Raw genomic sequence first — 6,000 nt, forward strand, 5'->3', positions numbered from 1 at the left:
TGCCCGAGATCCACGCCCAGCCGGCTTTCCGCACAGGCACCGCGCGGTGATGGCGGCCCTTGAATCCCACAGGGCTGAACGTCTCTGCGGCCGGATCACCCGGCGCGGCGCGCTAGGACTTTTCGTTCTGCCCTTTACCGGAATTGCATCGCCCTCTGCCGCTGCGAAGCCGCTGCGCATCGTCTGCCTGGATGACGGGCTGGCCGAGACCTTGCTCATGCTCGGCGTCAGCCCGGTCGCCATTGCCGGCCGCGACATCTGGGAGAAATGGGTGGTCGAGCCGCCGCTGCCGCCTGAAATCTCCGATGTCGGCACGCTGCTTGAGCCCAATCTCGAATTGCTGCAGCAACTCAGGCCCGACATCATCCTGGCCATGCCGTATCTCGACGGCATCAAGCCGCTGCTCGAACGCGTGGCGCCGGTGACGACGATCGGGCTCTATACCGAAGCCGGGCAGCCCTATCAGCGCGCCGTCGAGGCGACGCGCCAGCTCGCCGGGCTTGTCGGCAAGGAAAGCGACGGTGAGACGCTGATCGCGGCGACAGGCGCTTATTTTTCAGAGGTCCGCCAGCAACTGGCGCCGCTTTCGGCGCGGCCGATCTATGTCGTCAGCTTCATGGATCCGCGCAATGTGCGCGTCTACGGCAAGAAAAGTCTGTTTCAGGAGGTGTTCGACCGCATCGGGCTTGGCAACGCCTGGACGGCCGAGACCAATTATTGGGGATTTTCGACCGTTGGCATCGACGGGCTGGCGACAGCGAGCGACGCGCGCCTCGCCTATCTCGAACCCTTGCCCGAGGGGGCCGGCGGCACGCTGACCGAAAGTCCGGTCTGGAACGCCATGCCTTTCGTGCGCAATCGCTCGATCATGCGCCTGCCCGCCGTCCATATGTTCGGCGCGCTTCCGTCCGCCACCCGTTTTGCTCGGGTCCTGGCGTCGGCAATGACCGCGGAAGCTGCCCATGGCTGACGGTGCTGCGACGATCGTCCAAGAGGGAAAGCCTGCGTCGGCCAGCCGGACCTTGGCAGGGGGCTTTCTCGGCAACCAGCCGATAGGCGCGATCCTGCTTTGCGCGATGCTGCTCGCGGCAGCGTTAGCGGCAACCGTCTCAAACCTCACGGTGCAGCTGCCATCGGCGCTCTGGCTCCAATCGCTCGCCGCTCCCGACATCGCCGACATGCGGCAGGTGCTCGTCCACTACGCCTTCCTGCCCAGGCTTGCCGTCAGCCTTCTGTGCGGCGCGGCACTCGGCCTTGCCGGAACCGTCCTGCAACAGGTCCTGCGCAATCCGCTCGCCTCGCCCGAAACGGTCGGCGTCTCGGCCGGCGCCTATCTGGCCCTGGCACTGGCGACGCTTCTGTCGCCTTCCCTGCTTGCCTTCGGCCGCGAATGGATAGCGCTTGCGGGCGCATTCACGGCCCTTGCCGCCGTCTTCGCTCTGTCCTGGCACAAGGACCTGTCGCCGCTTTCGGTCGTTCTGGCGGGGCTTGTGATCAGCCTTTATGCCGGCGCCATCGGTGCCGCTCTCGTTGTGCTGCGGCATGAATGGCTGGCCAGCCTGTTCATCTGGGGCGCCGGTTCGCTCGGCCAGCAGGACTGGTCGACGACGCTGTGGCTGTTGCCACGCATCGGCACTGCTGCGCTGGCGATCTTCCTCATGGTGCGGCCACTGACCTTGCTTGGCCTCGACGATGAAGGTGCGCGCAGTCTGGGCGTGCCGCTCGGCGCCTATCGCTTCGCCGGACTGGCGGCGGCCGTCGCGCTGATCGCCTTTGTCGTTGCCGCTGTCGGCGTCATAGGTTTCGTCGGCCTGGCCGCAGCGACGCTTGCGCGCATCGGCGGTGCTCGCCGACTGGGCCAGCAACTGGTGATGGCGCCGCTCATCGGCGGGGCACTGCTGTGGGCCGCCGATCAGGGCGTGCAGATCGCGACCGGACCGCAAGGCGACCTGCTGCCGACCGGAGCGATCACCGCACTTCTCGGCGCGCCGCTGCTTCTCTGGCTGCTGCCGCGGCTTGCGCTTGGGTTGGAAACCCCGGCCTTGACGGCCGCGCGCCTGCCTCGCGCAAACCGGCCCGGCTTCCTGCTGGCGGCGATCGGCTTGGCTCTGCTTTTGCTGCTCGGGCTGGCCTTGCTGTACGGGCCGGGACCGCATGGCTGGACCTTCGCTTTCGGCGATGAACTGCAGCCCCTGCTGTCGTGGCGGTGGCCCCGCGTGCTTGCCGCGCTGAGTGCCGGCGCGATGCTGGCGCTCGCCGGGCTGATGATGCAACGGCTGACCGGCAATCCGATGGCCAGCCCCGAAGTGCTTGGCATCAGCGCCGGCGCCGCGCTTGGCATGATGGTGGCGCTGTTCGCGCTCTCCGATGCCGGACGCCCGGTTCAGACGGCGGCGGCAACCGTCGGCGCTTTCGCCGCTTTGCTGGTGACGCTGGCGATCGGCCGCCGTGCCGCCTATGCGCCGGAACGGCTGCTGCTTGCCGGCGTCGCCCTGACGGCTTTGTTCGACGCGCTGATCCTGGTGCTCACCGCCACCGGCGATCCTCGGGCAATGCAGCTGCTCAACTGGCTCACTGGTTCGACCTATGGCGTCGATGTCGGCGCCGCACTGCTGACGGGCGGCATCGCTGTCTGCCTCTTCGCGTTCGCGCCTCTCTTCATACGCTGGCTCGACATCCTGCCGCTCGGCTCCGCCGCTGTTCAAGGCCTTGGCATCAACCTGAAGAGGACGCGGCTTCTCGTGCTGCTGATGGTCGCAGCGCTCACCGCCGCCTCGACGCTGATCGTCGGCCCGCTGACCTTCATTGGCCTGATGGCGCCGCATCTTGCCCGTCGCCTTGGCCTTTCCCGTGCCCTGCCGCAGGCCATTGGCGCGGTGCTCGCCGGCGCGCTGATCATGGTCGCCGCCGACTGGATCGGCCGCACCGCTATCTTCCCGCACCAGATTCCCGCCGGCCTCGTCGCAACGCTGATCGGCGGCCCGGTGCTGATGTGGCTGCTGCGCCGCCGCTGACCTTTTTGTTCCTGTGGAGATATTCATGTCCAAGTCGATGGCGGCGCCAGCCTTGATTGCCGACACGACGGTCCACGACTTTGTCCCGGCACGTGGCGGTGATCCCTGGCGGATATTCCTGCACGTTCCGGCAACTCCGGCACCGGCAGCCGGCTGGCCTGTGCTTTACATGACCGATGGCAACGCCGTCATCGGCACAGCGGTCGACGCCATGCGCGCGCAGGCGTTCTATCCCACGGGCACCAATGTCGGCTGGGGCGTCATCGTCGCCATAGGCTATCCCCTCGAGGGCGCCTATGACCCGCTGCGCCGCTCATGGGATCTCGGCCCACCGCCGGGCAAGACCTATCCGCCCTTCTACGAGGGCACGCCCGAAGTCCGGACCGGTGGGGCAGGGGAATTCCTTGCCTTCATCGAGGACGAACTGAAGCCATGGGTCGCCAGTCGGGTCACGGTCGATGCAAGCCGCCAGGCGCTTTACGGCCATTCCTTCGGTGGCTTGTTTGCGCTCTACGCCCTGTTCACGCGGCCTTCTGCCTTCCAAACCTGGATCGCGGCGAGCCCCGCCATCTATTGGGAAGACCGTGCCATCGACCGCTTTCTCGAAGCCTTCGAGGCCACCGTTCCTGCAGGCCTGACGGCGACTGTGATCTTGTCGGCAGGCGAATACGAGACGGATAAGCTGGCGCCGTTCCAGATCGGTGCCGAGGACGAGGAAAAGCGCCTGCAGCAGAAGAAGGTGACACGCACCGACGAATTCGCGCGAGCAATGGCTGAGCGTCTTGATGCTTTCCCGGGCGTGCGCGCGAACTTCGAACTGCATGCCGGCGAAAACCACATGTCGATCCTGCCAGTAACGGTCAACCGTGCGGTGCAGGCGGCGTTTGCGGTGAGGGGGAAGGATGCCGCCCTTTGCTGAATGCTGCGGCAAGGTGGTTGGCGCCTCGCGCCATCATTCCTGTGAAGGGGAGGCGCTCAATCGGCGGTAGGAGACGCCGCCGAAGCTTGCCGTCACAAAATCCGTGACGGACATCTTGCGCTTGCCTCCATCGCTGCAGGCGTAAACCGGCCAACCGGCATCACTGCATTCGCTGGCAGCGCAGATGCGCGCCAGGCAGTTCCCGATAGTCAGCCGGAAGCCGCCCTTGCCGGCGAAGCCCTGCAACAGGCTGCCGTCCGCCGAACGCCATGTCCGCGCACGAAATTCCGCCCGCAAAAGCAGTGGTTCGAGAGGGACCGCAAGGTTGGTTTCGCCGGCACGCCCTGCGAGCTGCAGACGAAAGCGCGCCATTGCGGTCGTGTATGCGGTCACAAGATCCGCTTGGCGAAAATAGGCGATCGCCAGGCTGGAGCGGTCAAGCAGATGAGACATCCACTCGCCTGCCTCTACCGGCCTCATCAAGGCAACAAAGGCAAGAAAGGCGAAGCAAGCTCGTGACATTTTCCAGCAGCCATATCGATCTCGGCGTGCCGGTTTGCCCCCCGGTTGCCCTCCTATAACATCCCGCTATTCGGCGCCCGGCGCAAGCCGCTTGCTGAGGCAGTCCTGAAGGCCGCCGAGCAAAGGCGCCCGGAGCCGGAGACGGTGATCCGCATCGACGAACTTGTGCGGGCGACGGGCGAGGTGGAGGCGGCGTTTGCGGTCAGGGTGAAGACCTTTACCAGCCAGGGTTCCTTAGCCGATGCGGGCCGGCGGCAGCTCGAACAGGGTGGCGCCGTTCTCCTGGCCGCGCTCGACATAGCCGATGACGCCAAACCATCTTGCGACATCCGGCCCCTGGAGCCAGCTGCGGGAGTGGATGGGGAGGTTGCCGGCGAGCGCCTGGATGTGCTTGATATGCCGCTTGCAGAAGCGAACGGTCGCGGCGCGGAAGAAATCCTCCTGCGCGGCAAACAGCGTATCGGCGGCATCGCTGTTCTCATGCCAGGCAATGATCGCCACGGCCTTGTCGCCCTCGACAAGCGCGTGCGCGCGGCCTTCTTTCAAATTCATCATCAGATTGTCGTAGGCGATCTTGCGGTCCTTGCCAGCCGCGACGTATTCATCCGACATCCGCTTGGACAGACCACGAAAGACATCCTCCAGATCCCCAAGCGTTGCTGCGCGTGCTCTCATTTCTCCTCCTAGCGCCCCGACAGGCAGTTTGCCCTAAGGTTGAGGGATCACCAAGCAAATCGAATCCGCCAGCGGCCCGATGGGAGCAAAGTCGTTTCGCCCTGGCGTTGCGACTGCTCCGCCGCAGAGATGGCAGTTCGAATTCTGCAGGCGGGGAAGATGCAGGACCGCGTACCCATCTTCTGAACAAACAAAAACCCGGCGGTTGCCCGCCGGGTTTTCAATTTCGCCGAAGCGAAATTTATTAGAACGAGCGCTGGAAGCGGAGGAGGCCGCCGACACTGCTCTTCTTGTCGGCATTGGTCCAGTTGGAGAAGTCGGCGTCGTCGAACTTGCCTGCATTGAGGTAGTCGACTTCGGCCGTGATCGTCATGCCGGGAACGATGTCGTAGGCGATGTTCGCGGCGACGCCGAGATTCTTCCAGTCGTCATACGAGATCTGGGCGTTGAACGAGGTCTTCTCGTTGAACTTGTAGGTGCCACCGCCCCACACTGCCCAGTTGCCGCCCCACTGCTTGTAGAAGCCGCGACCGCCAGCCGGAATGGCATAGGTCGGATCATCAAGGTTGTCGTCGGTGCCGTAGCCGCCCATGACCCACAGCTGTATGGCGTCATTGACGTTCACGTCCAAGCGGACCTTGCCGGCGACTTCTTCGTAGTTGCTGTCATAGGCAATGACGCCGGTGATGGCGCCCCAGCCCTGCGTGTACTTCACGCCGCCGACGACGTGCGGAACGTAGCTGTCGATGGTGCCAACGACACCCGAGCCTTCTTCGAGCGAAAGGACGGCCGAGAAGCCGTTGCCAGCGTCGAAGTAGTACTGGACGACGTTGGTGTCGAAATCGCCGTAGGGAACCAGCGTATCCTGGA

The 6,000-nt window shown here is 64.9% G+C and carries 6 protein-coding genes; 3 read left to right on the plus strand and 3 right to left on the minus strand.

The features are described from left to right. The first annotated feature begins 49 nt into the window (after window positions 1-49). From NKJ06_RS14575 to NKJ06_RS14585, 3 genes are read left to right on the plus strand one after another with little or no spacing between them, the layout of a single operon-like run. A complete protein-coding gene (locus tag NKJ06_RS14575) occupies window positions 50-970 on the plus strand; it encodes an ABC transporter substrate-binding protein (RefSeq protein ID WP_352630039.1) in 921 nt (306 codons plus the stop codon). Further along, entirely contained in the window at window positions 963-3,014 is a 2,052-nt protein-coding gene (gene fhuB / locus NKJ06_RS14580; RefSeq protein WP_352630037.1) for a Fe(3+)-hydroxamate ABC transporter permease FhuB, read from the plus strand. Before NKJ06_RS14575 ends, fhuB begins: the two co-directional genes overlap by 8 nt. 25 nt (window positions 3,015-3,039) lie before the next feature. Next, the gene (locus tag NKJ06_RS14585) at window positions 3,040-3,933 is read left to right on the plus strand and encodes an alpha/beta hydrolase (RefSeq protein ID WP_352630036.1); all 894 of its coding nucleotides are present in this window, start codon (window positions 3,040-3,042) and stop codon (window positions 3,931-3,933) included. A gap of 33 nt (window positions 3,934-3,966) precedes the next feature. Here the strand turns inward: NKJ06_RS14585 and NKJ06_RS14590 are convergent, their stop codons facing one another. From NKJ06_RS14590 to NKJ06_RS14600, 3 genes are all read right to left on the minus strand, one after another. Continuing rightward, window positions 3,967-4,386, minus strand: a complete 420-nt coding sequence (locus NKJ06_RS14590; RefSeq protein ID WP_352630035.1) for a hypothetical protein — start codon at window positions 4,384-4,386, stop codon at window positions 3,967-3,969. 303 nt (window positions 4,387-4,689) lie between these two features. Further along, window positions 4,690-5,130: a hypothetical protein gene (locus NKJ06_RS14595; RefSeq protein ID WP_352630034.1), complete on the minus strand. Its 441-nt coding sequence runs from the start codon at window positions 5,128-5,130 to the stop codon at window positions 4,690-4,692. A 244-nt stretch (window positions 5,131-5,374) separates the two neighbouring features. Continuing rightward, on the minus strand, window positions 5,375-6,000 hold a 626-nt coding region (locus NKJ06_RS14600; protein WP_352810018.1), incomplete at its 5' end, for a porin.

Origin of the sequence: Mesorhizobium sp. M0293 (genome assembly GCF_040321735.1) — a bacterium.
GTDB lineage: Bacteria > Pseudomonadota > Alphaproteobacteria > Rhizobiales > Rhizobiaceae > Mesorhizobium.